Source organism: Microbacterium sp. HM-570, from assembly GCF_054165885.1.
This window is the reverse complement of record NZ_CM135111.1, coordinates 1,840,557-1,855,728: the sequence shown is the minus strand read 5'-3', so window position 1 is coordinate 1,855,728 and position 15,172 is coordinate 1,840,557. Positions and strand designations below refer to the sequence as shown.

Below are 15,172 nucleotides of genomic sequence, written 5' to 3'. Positions count from 1 at the left end.
TGTCGTAAGTGTCTGTCGTCCTGCTTTCGTCTCGCATCGCTCTGACGTTGGAGTACGGCGGACAAACTCCCCCAAAAACATCGACACGCCGCGTTTCACGTGAAACGCCGTGCGACCAGGGATGACGTTCATGAGGGAAGTCTCATGATGCGCGGATGTGATTTTCACGCGAAGTGCGCACCTAGAGTAGAGGTCGTCCCCCTGCCGCGAGTGGAGCGTTTCACGTGGAACATGCCCGACGTTCGGATGTCCGATCATCCGCACACCTGATAGATGACACCCCGCTGGCACGGGAGATCGCAGACCTCAGCGCACGCCGCCGAGCTTTGGAGGGAGTCGCGATCGAACTACCGAACAAGACACGCGTCCTGACCGTTTCCAACCAAAAGGGCGGGGTCGGCAAAACGACGAGCACGGTCAATGTCGCCGCTGCCCTCGCTTCCCTAGGTGCACGAGTTCTCGTGATCGACCTTGATCCGCAAGGAAATGCGTCCACGGCTCTCGGTATCCCCCATGACCCTGATACCCCGAGTGTCTACGACGTGCTCATTGATGAGTTCCCGCTCGCCGATATTGTGCAGGTCAGTCCCGAGTCACCGAATCTGCTGTGCGCGCCGAGCACGCTTCACCTCGCGGGCGCTGAGATCGAACTCGTTTCTCAGGTCGCGCGCGAGCACCGGCTTCGCGGGGCACTCCAGGACTACCTCGCGACGAGTGCTCTTCCGATCCACTACGTGTTGATCGACTGCCCGCCGTCGCTGGGTCTGCTGACAATCAATGCGTTCACGGCAGCGGACGAGGTTTTCATTCCGATCCAGTGCGAGTACTACGCGCTGGAAGGGCTCACGCAGCTTCTCGGAAGCGTTCGCATGATTCAACGTCACCTCAACCCGGGCCTGCAGGTGTCCACCATTCTGCTCACCATGTACGACGGACGCACCCGCCTGGCTCAGCAGGTCGCTGACGAGGTGCGCGCGCACTTCCCCGGTGAGGTTCTACAGACGGTGATTCCCCGGTCGGTACGGGTTTCGGAGGCCCCCAGCTTCGGGCAGACCGTCATTGCGTACGACGGCCAGTCGGCGGGCGCCGTCGCCTACCGCGAGGCCGCCATTGAGATCAGCAAGCACGTTCCCGCGGCATCCGGCGCTGAGAACACCAACGAGGAAGGCACGCTCTGATGTCCACGAAGAGAACGGGACTCGGCCGCGGTATCGGTGCCCTGATTCCGACCAGTGACGCTGAGAGTCGCCCGGTCGACGTCTTCTTCCCCGGAGCTCGTCGTCTCGAGGCTGTTGAGGCGCTGCCCGCACCGGAAGACACCGTCGAGGAGCAGCGCTTTGCAGAACTCGTGGCCGTGCCGGGCGCTCGTTTGGCTCACATCAATCCGGTCGAGATCGTCCCGAACCCGCGCCAGCCGCGCACGCACTTCGATGCCGATGACCTGGCGGAACTCGTCCACAGTGTTCGGGAGTTCGGTGTGCTGCAGCCGGTCGTCGTGCGGCCGCGGGCCGAGGATGGCACGTACGAGCTCATCATGGGCGAGCGGCGAACCCGCGCCGCTCGTGAGGCGGGGCTGGCGAGCATCCCCGCGATCGTTCGAGACACCGCCGACGAGAACCTGCTGCGCGACGCGCTGCTCGAGAACCTCCACCGCTCTCAGCTGAACGCCCTCGAAGAGGCTTCTGCCTATCAGCAGCTCCTCGAGGACTTCGGCATCACGCAAGAAGAACTGGCGACACGCATCGGACGATCGCGTCCGCAGATCAGCAACACGATCCGGCTCCTGCGCCTACCGGTTCCGGTGCAGCAGAGGGTAGCGGCGGGCGTTCTCAGCCCGGGCCATGCTCGTGCGCTCCTCGGCCTTCCCGACGACGCGGCCATCCAGCGCCTCGCTGACAAGATCGTGAACGAGGACCTCTCGGTTCGTGCCGCCGAGGCCATCGTCAAGGGGCGTCCGGATGCTCCCCAGCGGGCCACGAAGCCTCAGGCAGGTGCTCGCCGTGGGCACCTGGACGAGGTTGCCGGTCGGCTGGGTGATCGCCTCAACACCCGCGTACAGATCTCCCTGACTGCCAGAAAAGGCCAGGTCAAGATTGATTTCTCTACAATCCAGGACCTCAACCGAATCTTGAGTGAGATGGGTGTCGACGGTTTCGGTTCGGACTGATTCGGTCGGCACCATTGTTGCCACAAAAACAGTCGCTCCACGAGAAATGCCCCGGCTCTCTGAGCCGGGGCATTTCTCGTGACTACTGATGTCGATATCAGCCGATGAACGCGGCGAGATCCTTCTCGAGCGCGAACTTCGGCTTGGCGCCGATGATCGTCGTCTTCACTTCGCCGCCCTGGAAGACCTTCATCGCCGGGATCGACGTGATCTGGTACTTCACGGCGAGATCGGGGTTCTCGTCGACATTCAGCTTGAGGATGGTGATCTTGTCGGGGTGCTCGGACTGGATCTCGTCCAGAACCGGGGCGACCATGCGACACGGACCACACCACTCAGCCCAGAAATCGACCAGGACGGGACCCTCGGCGTTGAGAACGTCCTGCTCCCACGTGCTGGAGGTCGTGGCTTTGGCGGTCATACTCTTCTCCTTTTGTCGGAAGTCTCAGGTGAGGCAACGCCGAGACGTGCTCGAATGTTCCTGGGCTGGACTCAGCCGACGCTGACGGGGTCTGCCTCGGGTAATCCGTCGATCTGCGCAACATCCGCTTCGGGCGCTCCGGCGTCGTCGAGTGCGGCTAGGTAGTGCTCCGCGTCGAGCGCGGCGACAGTGCCCGAGCCGGCGGCCGTCGCGGCCTGTCGATAGGTGGGGTCGATGACGTCGCCGGCGGCGAAAACACCGGGTACAGACGTGCGTGACGACCGTCCGTCGACCCAGATCGTGCCCTCGGGGGTGAGTTCGAGCTTGTCGTGGACGAGGTGCGTGCGCGGGTCGTTGCCGATTGCGACGAACAGTCCCTCGAGTGGCAGTTCGCGAGTGGTGCCATCCGTCGTGTCGCGCAGCACGAGGCCGGAAACAGCATCGTCACCGAGGATATCCGCGACCTCGGCGTTCCAGATGAACTCGATCTTGGGGTTCGCGAAGGCGCGCTCCTGCATGATCTTCGACGCCCGCAGTGTGTCCTTGCGATGGATGACGTAGACCTTCGACGCGAAGCGCGTCAGGAAGGTGGCCTCTTCCATCGCGGAGTCGCCACCACCGACGACGGCGATGACGCGGTCGCGGAAGAAGAAGCCGTCGCACGTGGCGCACCATGAGACACCGTGTCCGGACAGGCGCTCTTCACCCGGCAGCCCGAGCTTGCGGTACGCCGAACCGGTGGCGTAGATGATCGCAGCGGCCTCGTGCTCTGCGCCGCTGCCGAGCTTGACCTTCTTGACGGGTCCGTCGAGCGAGAGCTCTACGACGTCGTCGTACAGGATCTCGGCGCCGAACTTCTCGGCCTGCTCCTGCATCTTGGCCATGAGTTCGGGGCCCTGGATCGCCTCGGGGAAGCCCGGGAAGTTCTCGACCTCGGTCGTATTCATCAGCTCGCCGCCGACCTCGACCGAACTCGCCACGACGAGGGGTGAGAGGTTCGCGCGTGCCGCGTAGGTAGCCGCGGTGAAGCCCGCAGGACCCGATCCGATGATGATCACGTGACGCACTGTGTTTCTCCCTTTTGCTTGTCTCTGGGCTTCAACCCATGGTAGTCCGGCGGCATTCCGGGCCTCGGTGAATTCCACGTGCTGGAACGCGGCGTGATCACCGTTCTCGTCGCTCAGCGCCGCCGCAACCGACTCAGCGTCGTCGCAACCGGCGGAGGAGAGGCGCAACCACCGCGAGCTCGGGCGCCCGCATAACCGCCAGGATCGCGATGTACACCGCCAGCGTCACTCCACCGACGAGCGCCGCGCCGCCGACGCCGAGATAGATGGACGAGGTTGTCCACCCATCGAACCCCCCGAGCAGCAGGAAGAGCCCCCAGCCGATGGCGGAGGCGGGCACCCCTGCGATAAAAAACCGGCCTAGCGCTCGTGCCGGTGCACCTAGGCCCAGCTGGCCGAGACGGGCACGGAGCAGAACGACGGCGATTACGAGCTGAACGATGCCAGCGAGTGACTGGCCGAGGGCGATGCCTGCGGCGAGATATTCCAGCGGAAGAATAGCGCCGGCGAGCAGCGCGGTCACGACGACGAGCACGGCCTGAACGAGCGTGAAGACGAACGGGCGAAAGGTGTCTCCGTATGCGTAGAACGTGCGCTGGATCACGTACAGGATCGACAAAGGCACCAGGCCCACGAGGTAGGCGCCGAGCACCAAAGCGGTGGCCGCGGCATCCGATGCACTGTTGCTGAAAATGCGCGACACGGGAACCGCGGCTGCGACGACGGCGGCGAGGGCACCCACGAGGAAGAAGCTGATCGTCCGGATGCTCGTGCCGAGGTCGGCAAGCACTTCATCGTCTCGTCCCGCCGAGGCATGCTCGCTGAGTTGCGTGAAGTACGGGGTTCCGATGGACACGGCGATGACCGAGTACGGGAGGATGAAGATGAACCAGGCGAACGCCATGGTTGCTGCGGAGGCAGCGACTTCAGAGGCCGCGCTGACGACACGGGTCTGAACGAGGCCGGCGAGCTGCCCAACCACAACCATCCAGAACGTCCACCACGCGAGGGTGCCCATGGTGCGCAGGCCCATTCCACGCCAGGCGAAGTCGGGCCGAAAGTGCAGGCCGGAGCGGCGCCAGAACAGCAGCAAAACGCCAGCTTGCACCGCGATTCCGAGCGTTGCCGTTCCCCCCAACAGGGTGATCATGTCGGGCGTCCACGTGAGGACGTCGTTGCGCTCAGGTCCGAACAGGAGGACGAACGTGAGGAAGCCTGCGATAGAGACGACGTTATTGACGATCGGCGCCCACGTATAGGGACCGAAGACGCGGCGCGCGTTGAGAGTCTCGCCAACGAGGGCGTAGAGCCCGTAGAAGAAGAGTTGCGGTACGCACCAATAGGCGAGTGCGATTGCGAGTGCTAACTGCTCGTCCGTGAACCTTGCGTACAGCTGCACGAGCACGGGCGCGGCGAGCGTTGCGATCCCGGTCACGACAACGAGGACGACGGTACCGAGCGTCAGGAGCTTGGAGACGAAAGCGCCCCCACCATCCGCATGCTTCGCCGCGCGCACGATCTGGGGTACGAGCACCCCGGTCAGGATGCCCGTCGAGATGATTGCGTAGATGTTGTTCGGGAGCTGGTTGGCGATGGTGAAGGCATCCGCGGCACCACTTCCGACCGAGCCGAGGGCCGTCACGAGCACGATCGAGCGCACCACCCCGGTCAGGCGCGAGACAAGAGTGCCCGCTCCGAGAATCGCGCTGGCGCGGCCGAGACTACTCATTGTGCCCATCCGTGGGTCGATCACCGTCGGACCCCTCGAGGCCTGCATCTTCCGCCGCGGCGCGGGTGCGGCGACGCCTGCGGATCGTGCGGATGAAGCCTGCACCGAGCAGCAGGAAGACGATGGAGCCCAGCCCGATGATGCCGATCCGCTCCCACTCGGCGCGTACGGTCACCTGAGCCCGTTGGACGGGCCCGACCTGCTCGAAAGTCGGGCTCAGCAGGCGCAGTTCGATCGTCACCTCGCCGCTGCCCACCCGCGCGCGCACGGGCACCTCGACCCGGGTGTTGACGCCGGGCTCGGCTGTAACCGTGAGCGTCCGTTCGACATCGAGGCGCAGACTGCCGGGCGTCGAGACGAGGACGACGTTTGCGGCGAACGGCAGATCGTTGCGGACGAAGAATGGCAGAACGGCCTCGGGACTGAGCAGTTGTACGGTGCTCGGCTCTTGTATCGCCACGGACGTGAGTGTGGTCGCCGTCGCCTCGGCATGCGCGATCAGGGCGGCCTGCCATGCGTCCGGTTCGTCGCGCCAACCGGCCCCGATCAGCTGCAGGATGGCGGATCGTTCGGGCGCGGTCAGCAGAGACGGGTCGTCGATGATCGATGAGAACTGGAGGATGCTCGCCTCGCCCGCCAGCAGCATGTCCAACCGCGTCACGGCGTCCTCGTCAGGCTGTGCAGTGCTCTCCGCGCCGGTGGGCTCGGCGTTCAAGAGAGTGCTCAGCGTCGCGGGAACGACGCCGGGGTAGCCGAAGACCGTGTCGATCGCGGCACGTAGCGACGTGGCGCTGAGTTCGGCCATGCGCTCCGTTGTGATCAGGAGAGGACCGCTCGGGCTCGACGCCTCGAGCGCAATCTGTGCAGAGATGAGAGCCGACGCGGCCTGACTACTGCCCTCCGCTGCCCCGGCCGTCGCCCGTACCGCGTTCGATGAACCCGCTTCGTACACCAGGAGGGGTGCGCCCTCGGCCGTGGAAGCGGCAGCGCGGGCCTCGGATCGCTCGGTCGCGGCAGAGCTGAGCAGGATGGTCGCCGGAGAGCCCGTCGCCGAGGGTTGCTGAGCCAGCACACTCAGGGCATTCGCGTCGGCACGGCCCTGCGCGGGCCAGTACATCGTGGCCCGAGCGCTGGGTACGGCCAGGAGCTCGTCGAGGTCGGGCAACGTCACGGTATTGCCGCCGTCCTCGTCCTCGGCGTCCGCGGTTGCAGAGGGACCCGGAGTGGGGGTAGCCGTCGCATTAGCGAAATCGTCCGCGGACACGGCGTAGTCGAGGCTCGTGGGCTGGAGCAGGGTGGTGAGTCCCGCATCGGCCTGGATCGAGACATCCGCGTCCCCGAACTGCAGGGCGAAGCGCTCATTCGGGAGGGCTGCGAGCCGGTCCAGCCACGCGAGTGCGCTCGGTGGCGCGGAATCCCCGAGAACCCGGATCGATGCGAGCAGTGCGGGGTCGACCGCGAGGATCGCGGACGTTCCGGCAACACCCGACAGGATGTCGCTCAAGCGACCGTCGGTGCCTGTGAGCGTGGTGAGTTCTTGCGCCGTGAGGAGCCCGTCTGTCTGTGGGGCGGCGGTCACGGCGACGATCACGCCGATTGTGGCGGCGGCGGGGGTGTCGCCTGGGAGCACGATTGCGCTCCGTGAGACGAAGTCACCGCCATAGGTGGCCGACAGCGCATACACACCCGGCCCGCGACCCGCCAATGCCTCGATCGCAACCGTTGACACGACGATCTCGCTGTCGCCGGCGACGACCGTGGGTGCGGTGGGACGATCGATCACGGATGCATCGGCGACGAGTTCGCCGTTGTCGATCCACTCCTCCAACTCGGCACTCGAGGTGAGTGGGCCGTTGCTGAGCTCGAGCGTCAGTGACGTCGGCGCGAGATCCGTGGATGTCGGGTTTGAGACCTCGATCGTGGCAGTGAGCGCGGCTCCGGCGGCGACGACCCCGTGGGCGAGTGGTGCGAGAACGAGAGTCGGTTCGGCGGGTGTGGATGTGGGCGTCGGGGTGGGCGCTGCGATAGCGCCCGACGCACCGACGAGAACGAGGGTCGCGGAGGCAGTGAAAAGGGCAGCCAGACGGTGCAGACGCTTCACGCCACTACGCCTGGCGGAGACGCCAATGCGCTTGTGGATCGTGTCTGGCCGCACGTCGAGCCCTCCGGGCGCGGAACCGCGCCGCACGCCGGAGCCGAAGAAGAGGTGCTTCACGGTGTGTCCGGGGTTGTCATCGAGTGCGGGAGTTCGCACATTCGGCCCGATTCTACGGCGCCCTCCTTCGCGACCCCGGTGCATCGCCGGGCGGCAGCGGGGTTTGGTTGACCATCGCGGGCGTGGTTCCTCGGTGGGTACGGTTCTTCCGCGGGCAGGGGTTGGTGGCGGGCAGTGTTCTCCGCGGGCAGGGTTTTCTGGTGGACACGGTTGAATGGAGGGATGATCCCCGAACCCGATCCGGACCTGGCGCGCTCGCTCGCCGATGACCTGTCCGCAGCCTGCTACACCGGCGCGCGATTGCGTGCGCTCTGGGGTGTCGCGGCGGACGAGGCGATCGGGCGCGGGCGGGCGCTTCCGGCTCGACGAGAGGTCGCCGCGACGGATTCTGCGGTCGCCGTTCTTGCCCGGCTCTTCTTTCTCGGGAGCCCGGTTCTCGAATCCGAGGCGAGTTCAGCCCTATCGAACGTCACGATCGCCGGTGCCGAAAAGCTCGGCCTCGTTCGATCGAGCGCGGGATCCGTCACGCCGACCGTGATGATACGGCCGCAGGCATACGTCGATGAACACGGTGCGGGCGAGTGGTGGATCGCGAGCGACATCGACGAGTCCGTGCGCCCGGGACCTCTGCCGGAGGATCACGTTCTCGGCGTGGGAGGGGCTTCCCTGACACTCGCGGGACTGCAGCTCCCGACATCCGCCGCTCGCGTTCTGGATCTAGGTTCCGGTTGCGGCATTCAATCACTGCGTGCGCGCCGCGACAGTCCCGAGGTGACGGCGACGGATATCTCCGAGGCCGCACTACGTTTCACCCGCCTGAATGCGCAGCTCAACGCGGTGGATGGAATCCGTACCCTGCGCGGTAGCTTGTTCGATCCGGTAGAGGGTGAGCTCTTCGATCGGATCGTGTCGAATCCGCCCTTTGTGATCACACCGCGCGGCGCGGATGTTCCCGCGTACGAGTACCGCGATGGTGGCCTGACGGGTGACGCCCTCGTGCGGGACATCGTGACCCGGGCCGGGATGCACCTCGTGCCCGGCGGAACTTCGCAACTGCTCGGTAACTGGGAGTACGTCGACGGGCAAGACGGGCTTCACCGAGTGCGCGATTGGGTCGCGGCATCTCCGGTGCCCCTGGACGCCTGGGTCATCGAACGGGACCGCATGGACCCCATCGCGTACGCCGAACTGTGGATCCGCGATGGAGGAACCGTTCCCGGCACAGACGAGTTCGAAACGATGCTGGCGGCCTGGTTGGACGACTTCGAGGCGCGGGGCGTGCGCGAGGTCGGCTTCGGATACATCCTGCTTCGTCGACGGGTGGAAGGAAGCCCCGCACTCCTGCGATTCGAGCAGGTGGAGGGTGCGATCGGTCCTAATGCCGCTTTGGGAATGCATCTTTCCGAGAGCCTGCGCGCACACGATCGCCAGGCTGAGCTGAGCGACCGCGAGCTGGAGAAAGCGGTGCTGTTGGTTGCCGGGGATGTCACCGAAGCACGGCACTATCTGCCCGGCGCGGAGGATCCGAGTGTCATCGAGCTGCGACAGGGTGGAGGCTTCGGCCGCACTCTCGCGGTCGACCCGGCTCTCGCCGCGCTCGTCGGGGCAAGCGACGGGGACCTGCCCGTGGGGCGCCTGATCGCGGCGATCGCGGAGTTGCTCGAGGTGGACCCCGAGGCCCTGCTCGGCGATCTCCTCCCCCGCGTTCGCGGTCTGCTCGACGACGGATTCTTGACCTTCGCCGAGGGTGCCGCATCGCCGTCCGCATAGGTGTCGGACCCGCCTCGGTAGGCTGGTTGACATGGTGAGTATGGCCGAGGGCCTCGGCCGACTCGCGAGTCTTGCGGCGTCGCCCGTTGTGGCGGAGTTGTCCGCAGCATTCGAGCGCGCCGGGTTCGAGCTCGCGATCGTGGGCGGGCCGGTGCGCGACGCACTGCTCGACCGACCCACGCACGACCTCGACTTCACGACGAATGCGCGACCGGATGACATCCTGCGCATCGTGAAGCCGATCAGCACGGCGCAGTGGGACATCGGCCGTGCGTTCGGCACGATCGGCGCCCGCGTGCGCGGCGAACAGGTCGAGATCACGACCTACCGCGCCGACGAGTACGACGGAGAGACGCGCAAGCCGGTCGTCGAGTTCGGGGACAGGCTCGAGGACGACCTGCTCCGCCGCGACTTCACCGTGAACGCGATGGCGCTACGGGTTCCCGGACCGCAGTTGGTCGACCCGACATCCGGGGTCGAGGATCTTCTCGATCAGGTGCTGCGCACACCCGTCGCCACGGCCGTCAGTTTCGGTGACGATCCGCTCCGGATGCTTCGGGCCGCGCGGTTCGCTGCCCAGCTCGGCTTCATCGTCGCCGACGACGCGATAGACGCGATCACGGCGATGCGAGACACCCTCTCGATCGTCAGCCCGGAACGCATCCAGGCCGAGCTGGTACGGATGCTGCAGACGAAGGATCCGGTGCGAGGCATCCGCCTGCTTGTCGAAACGGGACTCGCGGGCGTATTCCTTCCCGAACTGCCAGCCCTGCGCCTTGAGGTGGACGAACATCATCACCACAAGGACGTCTACGAGCACTCGCTGACCGTGCTCAAACAGGCGATCGACCTCGAGGGTGAGCGACACCCGGGTGCGGCGCCGGATGTCGCGCTTCGCCTGGCGGCTCTGCTGCACGACATCGGCAAGCCCGCGACGCGCAAGCTCGAGTCGGGCGGTGGGGTGACGTTCCACCATCACGACGCGGTCGGGGCGCGGCTTACACGCAAGCGCCTGCAGGCCTTGCGGTTCGATTCGGACACGATCACCGCCGTCACCCACCTGGTCGATCAGCATCTGCGCTTCTTCGGGTATTCGGAGGGCGCCTGGACCGACTCGGCCGTGCGGCGATACGTGCGCGACGCCAGAGACCAGCTCGAGCGCCTGCACATTCTCACCCGCGCTGATGTCACGACGCGCAACAAGCGCAAGGCCACGCGGCTGCGCACCGCCTACGACGACCTGGAGCGGCGGATCGCCGTGCTCGAGGCCGAAGAAGAGCTGCAGTCGATCCGCCCCGAGCTCGACGGCAATCGCATTCAAGAGGTGCTGGGAATTCCCCCGGGGCGCGAGGTGGGAGAGGCGTACCGCTTCCTGCTCGATCTGCGCCTGGACGAGGGCATCCTCGGCGAGGCCGAGGCGGAAGCGCGGCTGCGCGCGTGGTGGGCCGCTCGGTCCTGAGTGAGGCGTTGGCTTGCGCAAAGTGGGGCAGGTTAGATGCTCCGGGGCAGATTCTGCCGTGCCCCACTGCAGCCAACCTGCCCCAGAGGGAAGGTGGCTCCCGTTCAGCTCCCGGACGCTGTGGCGAGTTCCGCGATTTCGCGTCCGGACCGGACGGCGTGGGTCTCGGCCGTCTGCTTCAGGTCCGCGGCGACATCGGCGAACCCATCGAGGGCCGGGTTCACGCCGACGAGCGTGAAGGGGCGCTCCACGACCCGCAGGTCGAGGCCCCAGACATCCTCGAGAACGCGACGCAACCACGTGGTCGAGTGGTCCCAGCCCTCTTTCGGTGTTCCCGGGGCGTAGTTGCCGCCGAGGACCGTCACGAGGGTGGCGGGCTTGCCGTGCAGCGAGGTGCCCTGCGGGTCGATGCGGGGATCGGTATACGCCAGGTCGAACCACGTCTTGAAGTGCTGCGAAACTCCGTAGTTGTACAGGGGAACGGCGAAAAGCAGGGCGTCGGCGTCGACCAGTTCGTCGGCGATCTCTGTGGCGAGGGCACGTGCCGCGCGCTGCCGTTCGGTGCGGTCTTCGTCCGCGATGAAGTTGGAGGTCACGGCATCCGCCCACGCTGTCGCGGGAATCGGTTCGACCGAGAGGTCGCGACGGACGACGACGGACGACGGATGCGTCGAGAGCCACTCCGTTTCGACGAGGTCGGCCAGCGCGCGGCTCGAAGAGGTGGTGGGAAGGATGCTGGCGTCGAGTCGGAACAAGGTGGTCATGGGATGTCCAATCTGAAATTCAAAGTTACTCAGGAAAACATAGCGACTCTGGAGACTGTAGCACCCGTACGATGGAGTCATGACCGATTCTGAGCACGGGCTTCATGTCTGCGATGCAGCCGTGACTCTCGCGTTCTCAGTACTGGGCAAGCGATGGAACGGCATGATCGTTTCTTCCATCGGGAGCGGCGCATCCACCTTCGGGGCCCTCCGCCGGGCGGTACCGGGCATCAGCGACGCCGTTCTGTCGGATCGTCTCGCCGGACTTGCCGAGGCGGGGCTCGTCGTACGTACGGTCACCGCTGGCCCCCCGACCGCCGTCGCCTACGCGTTGAGTGACAGCGGCGAGCGACTGCTGCCGATCCTCGGTCAACTCGGACAGTGGGCGGCGGGCAACCTGGTCGAGTCCTCGCAGGCCTAGGCGCGTGCCCCCTCCGGCGGTAGCCTGTGCGGACCGTCAACGCAGATGGGGTTCGCATGTCGTCGCCGTGGTCGTCCCGCCGCGAGGTCTCTCCTGAGACGTCTCGTCTGCTGATCGAGCGCGCACACGACGACCTCGTGCAGGGAAATCTCGCGGAGCAGCGCCTGCTGGATGTCCGTCCTCTCGTGCGTGACTCGTGGCGGCGCTCTCTCGCGGGTCTCGTCGGGGCCGAAGCCCTTCCTCCCGTCGCCCTATCTGCAGCCGAGCTCGACGAGTATCGGCGCGCCCACCCCCTGGCGGACGTGCTGGAGATGATCCGCGCCCTCTTATTGCCCGGCGACGCGGCGGAGTCCGGTGTCGCGGTGGCCGTCGGCGATGCCGCGGGTCGCCTGCTGTGGGTGGAGGGCGACCGGCACGTGCGTTCGCTGACCGGCGAGATGGGCTTCGTCGCCGGCACGAACTGGTCGGAATCCGCCGTCGGGACGGCCGCCCCGGGCACCGCCCTCGCGTTGGATCGCTCGGTGCAGATCCACGGGGCGGAGCATTACAACCGGCTCGTGCAGCCGTGGAGTTGTACGGCGGCTCCCGTGCACGACCCCGAAACGCGGCGAATCCTCGGGGTCATCGATGTGACCGGTGGGTCGAGCGCGGTCACCCCGCAGGCGCAACTCTTGGTCGATGCGACGGCCCGCGCGGTCGAGGGAGAGTTGCTCGTGGCACGGTTGCGGGCCCGGGCTGCCGCTCCCCCGCACGTTGCCGAAGCGCGGCGCCCGCGCCGCCGTGCCCCGCGCCCAGAGGCCGTGCGCTCGACGTTGCGTGTGCTCGGCAGGGATCGTGCGCTGCTCGAGATCGCGGGCGACGGCTCGGAACGGATGACTGAGCTCAGCGCTCGTCACGCCGAGATCCTCCTGATGCTGGCGACGCATCGTCAGGGGCTCTCGGCGGACCGGCTCGCTGAGCTGGTCTATGGCGAAAGTGCGTCGGCCGAGACCTTGCGGCCCGAGATGGTGCGCCTGCGGAAGGCGCTGGAGCGAACGGCTCCGCACCTCGTCCCGGCATCGCGGCCGTATCGGATCGGACCCGAACTGGAGACGGACGCCCAACACGTACTGTCGCTGTTGGACCGCGGCGCGCATCGGGTTGCGCTCGCTGCCTACCGGGGCGCGGTGCTCCCGGATTCCATCGCTCCCGGGGTGGAGATAGTGCGGGAGAGCGTTCGTCAGGCGCTCCGCGAGGCCTTGATCGCCGAGGCATCCGTCGATGTGCTGCTCGCGTATGCCGACACCGAGGACGCCACCGAAGACGTCGAGGTATTGCGGCTCTGCCTCAGCTTGCTGCCGGCGCGTTCCCCGCGGCGCGCGGGGCTGGTCGCCCGGATCGCCCGCCTCGAGGGCTGAGTGTCGCGGGCGTTTCGTCTCGCTTCGCTCGCTCAACGACCGGGTCAGCGCCGGTCGCCCCGCGAGGAGCGTAGCGACGAGTCGAACCGGGGGCGGGGGCGCAACGCGATGCAACGTTGCGCGGCCTACCGTCGACGCAGATCGCGGCAGCGCCTGCCGCTCACTCATGACACGTCGAAGGAGACAGACATGACCATCGTCGAAGAGGGCGTCTCAAGCGTCTACGCAGCACCGGGCCAGCGCGGAGCGCTCGCCGAGTATCGCAGCAGGTACGGCCACTACATCGGCGGCGAGTTCGTCGAACCCGTGAAGGGCCAGTACTTCGAGAACCTGTCCCCCGTCAACGGGAAGCCGTTCTGCGAGGTCGGTCGCGGCACGGTCGAGGACATCGATCGAGCGGTGGATGTCGCGTGGAAGGCCTTCGAATCGTGGAAGCGCACGACGCCGGCCGAGCGCGCCAACATCCTCAACAAGATCGCCGACCGCATCGAGCAGAACCTCGAGAAGATCGCCGTGGCCGAAACCTGGGACAACGGCAAGCCCGTGCGAGAGACCCTGGCCGCCGACATCCCCCTGGTCGTCGATCACTTCCGCTACTTCGCGGGTGTGCTGCGGGCCCAGGAGGGATCGCTCAGCCAGATCGATGAGGACACCGTCGCGTACCACTTCAACGAACCGCTCGGAGTGGTCGCGCAGATCATCCCGTGGAACTTTCCGATCCTGATGGCGACGTGGAAGCTCGCGCCGGCCCTCGCGGCCGGCAACTGCGTCGTGCTGAAGCCGGCCGAGCAGACACCGGCGTCGATCATGTTCCTCTTCGACCTGATCGGTGACCTGATCCCCGCGGGTGTGGTGAACATCGTCAACGGGTTCGGCATCGAGGCCGGTGCGCCACTCGCGCAGCACAAGCGGATCCGCAAGGTCGCCTTCACGGGCGAAACCACGACCGGGCGCCTGATCATGCAGTACGCATCGCAGAACCTGATCCCTGTCACGCTGGAACTCGGAGGCAAGAGCGCGAACGTCTTCTTCGAGGATGTGGCCCGCGCCAAGGACGACTACTACGACAAGGCACTCGAGGGCTTCACGTTCTTCGCTCTGAACGGCGGCGAGGTGTGCACCTGCCCCTCTCGCGCCCTGATTCAGAAGTCGATATACGACGGGTTTCTGAGCGACGGGCTGGATCGCGTCGGGAAGATCGTGCAGGGAAACCCGCTCGACCCTGCCACGATGCTCGGGGCCCAGGCATCCAATGACCAGCTCGAGAAGATCCTGAGCTACATCGACATCGGCAAGGCGGGTGGGGCGAAGCTGCTCACCGGAGGCGAGCGCGTCGATCTCGGCGGCGACCTGACCGACGGCTTCTACGTGCAGCCGACCGTTTTCGAGGGTACGAACGACATGCGGATCTTCCAGGAAGAGATCTTCGGGCCGGTCGTCTCGGTCACGTCGTTCGACGACTTCGACGGGGCGATCGACATCGCCAACGACACCCTCTACGGCCTCGGCGCCGGCGTGTGGAGTCGTTCGGGCGACATCGCGTACCGCGCGGGCCGGGCGATCGAGGCCGGGCGCGTCTGGACCAACACGTACCACCAGTACCCCGCGCACGCGGCGTTCGGTGGCTACAAGCAGTCCGGCATCGGGCGTGAGAACCACCTGAAGATGCTCGACCACTACCAGCAGACCAAGAACCTGCTGGTGTCGTACGCCGAGGGGCCGATGGGCTTCTTCTGAGCCACCCGCTCCATCCGGTGTCCCA

The 15,172-nt window shown here is 66.3% G+C and carries 12 protein-coding genes; 7 read left to right on the top strand and 5 right to left on the bottom strand.

Annotated elements, in window-relative coordinates:
- Positions 1–224: 224 nt before the first annotated feature.
- Both ACT9TC_RS08775 and ACT9TC_RS08770 read left to right on the top strand, forming a co-directional pair.
- The gene (locus ACT9TC_RS08775; RefSeq protein ID WP_458040155.1) at positions 225–1,178 is read left to right on the top strand and encodes a ParA family protein; all 954 of its coding nucleotides are present in this window, start codon (positions 225–227) and stop codon (positions 1,176–1,178) included.
- Positions 1,178–2,167, top strand: a complete 990-nt coding sequence (locus ACT9TC_RS08770) for a ParB/RepB/Spo0J family partition protein (RefSeq protein ID WP_458040154.1) — start codon at positions 1,178–1,180, stop codon at positions 2,165–2,167. The genes ACT9TC_RS08775 and ACT9TC_RS08770 overlap by 1 nt, the downstream gene beginning before the upstream one ends.
- 97 nt (positions 2,168–2,264) lie before the next feature.
- Here the strand turns inward: ACT9TC_RS08770 and trxA are convergent, their stop codons facing one another.
- From trxA to ACT9TC_RS08750, 4 genes are all read right to left on the bottom strand, one after another.
- Complete coding sequence (trxA, locus tag ACT9TC_RS08765) at positions 2,265–2,588, bottom strand: thioredoxin (protein WP_458040153.1); 324 nt, start codon at positions 2,586–2,588, stop codon at positions 2,265–2,267.
- 71 nt (positions 2,589–2,659) lie between these two features.
- A complete protein-coding gene (gene trxB, locus ACT9TC_RS08760; RefSeq protein WP_458040152.1) occupies positions 2,660–3,655 on the bottom strand; it encodes a thioredoxin-disulfide reductase in 996 nt (331 codons plus the stop codon).
- Between the two features lie 133 nt (positions 3,656–3,788).
- Entirely contained in the window at positions 3,789–5,384 is a 1,596-nt protein-coding gene (gene murJ, locus ACT9TC_RS08755) for a murein biosynthesis integral membrane protein MurJ (protein ID WP_458040151.1), read from the bottom strand.
- Positions 5,377–7,638 (bottom strand): DUF6049 family protein, encoded by a 2,262-nt coding sequence (locus tag ACT9TC_RS08750; protein ID WP_458040150.1) that lies wholly within the window; start codon positions 7,636–7,638, stop codon positions 5,377–5,379. The genes murJ and ACT9TC_RS08750 overlap by 8 nt, the downstream gene beginning before the upstream one ends.
- Before the next feature lie 183 nt (positions 7,639–7,821).
- Between ACT9TC_RS08750 and ACT9TC_RS08745 the strand changes: the two genes are divergently transcribed.
- Both ACT9TC_RS08745 and ACT9TC_RS08740 read left to right on the top strand, forming a co-directional pair.
- Complete coding sequence (locus ACT9TC_RS08745) at positions 7,822–9,369, top strand: DUF7059 domain-containing protein (protein ID WP_458040149.1); 1,548 nt, start codon at positions 7,822–7,824, stop codon at positions 9,367–9,369.
- Positions 9,370–9,400: 31 nt separating this feature from the next.
- The gene (locus ACT9TC_RS08740) at positions 9,401–10,828 is read left to right on the top strand and encodes a CCA tRNA nucleotidyltransferase (protein WP_458040148.1); all 1,428 of its coding nucleotides are present in this window, start codon (positions 9,401–9,403) and stop codon (positions 10,826–10,828) included.
- Positions 10,829–10,932: 104 nt separating this feature from the next.
- On the opposite strand, the gene ACT9TC_RS08735 is transcribed toward ACT9TC_RS08740, so the two are convergent.
- Positions 10,933–11,592, bottom strand: coding sequence for an FMN-dependent NADH-azoreductase (locus tag ACT9TC_RS08735; protein WP_458040147.1), 660 nt, complete (start codon positions 11,590–11,592; stop codon positions 10,933–10,935).
- A gap of 79 nt (positions 11,593–11,671) precedes the next feature.
- Between ACT9TC_RS08735 and ACT9TC_RS08730 the strand changes: the two genes are divergently transcribed.
- The 3 genes from ACT9TC_RS08730 (at position 11,672) to exaC (ending at position 15,147) form a co-directional block, all read left to right on the top strand.
- Complete coding sequence (locus ACT9TC_RS08730; protein ID WP_458040146.1) at positions 11,672–12,013, top strand: winged helix-turn-helix transcriptional regulator; 342 nt, start codon at positions 11,672–11,674, stop codon at positions 12,011–12,013.
- 56 nt (positions 12,014–12,069) lie between these two features.
- Positions 12,070–13,410, top strand: a complete 1,341-nt coding sequence (locus ACT9TC_RS08725; RefSeq protein WP_458040145.1) for a GAF domain-containing protein — start codon at positions 12,070–12,072, stop codon at positions 13,408–13,410.
- Between the two features lie 189 nt (positions 13,411–13,599).
- Positions 13,600–15,147 (top strand): acetaldehyde dehydrogenase ExaC, encoded by a 1,548-nt coding sequence (gene exaC, locus ACT9TC_RS08720; RefSeq protein WP_458040144.1) that lies wholly within the window; start codon positions 13,600–13,602, stop codon positions 15,145–15,147.
- Positions 15,148–15,172: the final 25 nt, after the last annotated feature.